The 331-nt window shown below is 31.4% G+C and carries 1 protein-coding gene; it reads left to right on the top strand.

The window, feature by feature from the left end; all coding sequences use genetic code 11:
- Positions 1-65: 65 nt before the first annotated feature.
- Positions 66-331, top strand: a 266-nt coding sequence (locus ACM0OR_RS28395) for a transposase family protein (protein ID WP_414579742.1), incomplete at its 3' end; no start/stop codon positions are given.

Here is a 331-nt window from a genome sequence, read left to right as displayed (position 1 = left end):
TTGATGTGTCGAGAACAAAAGCCAATAATACCTTTAATTATTGGGTAGATATTTTAAGAGAAATCTTGCCTGCATCTCAAGTAGAAGAAGTAAAAAATGATGAGCAAAGATATCAAGAGCTATGTGAGAAATTATGTGAATATGAATTAATAGTAGATAGTGCAGAGCAAGCTATAGAAAGACCTGGAGACTATGAAGAGCAGAAAAAATATTATTCCGGTAAGAAGAAAATGCACACCAGAAAAAATCAATTTATAGTATTACCAGAAGGTCGAGATATAGTTGATATTTGTATTGGACAATTTGGCAAGATAAGCGATATTACATTATT

It is taken from the genome of Anabaena sp. CCY 9402-a (assembly GCF_963920945.1).
Lineage (GTDB): Bacteria > Cyanobacteriota > Cyanobacteriia > Cyanobacteriales > Nostocaceae > Trichormus > Trichormus minutissimus.
The sequence above is the reverse complement of the archived record's forward strand: the minus strand, read 5'-3'. Positions and strand labels throughout refer to the sequence as shown.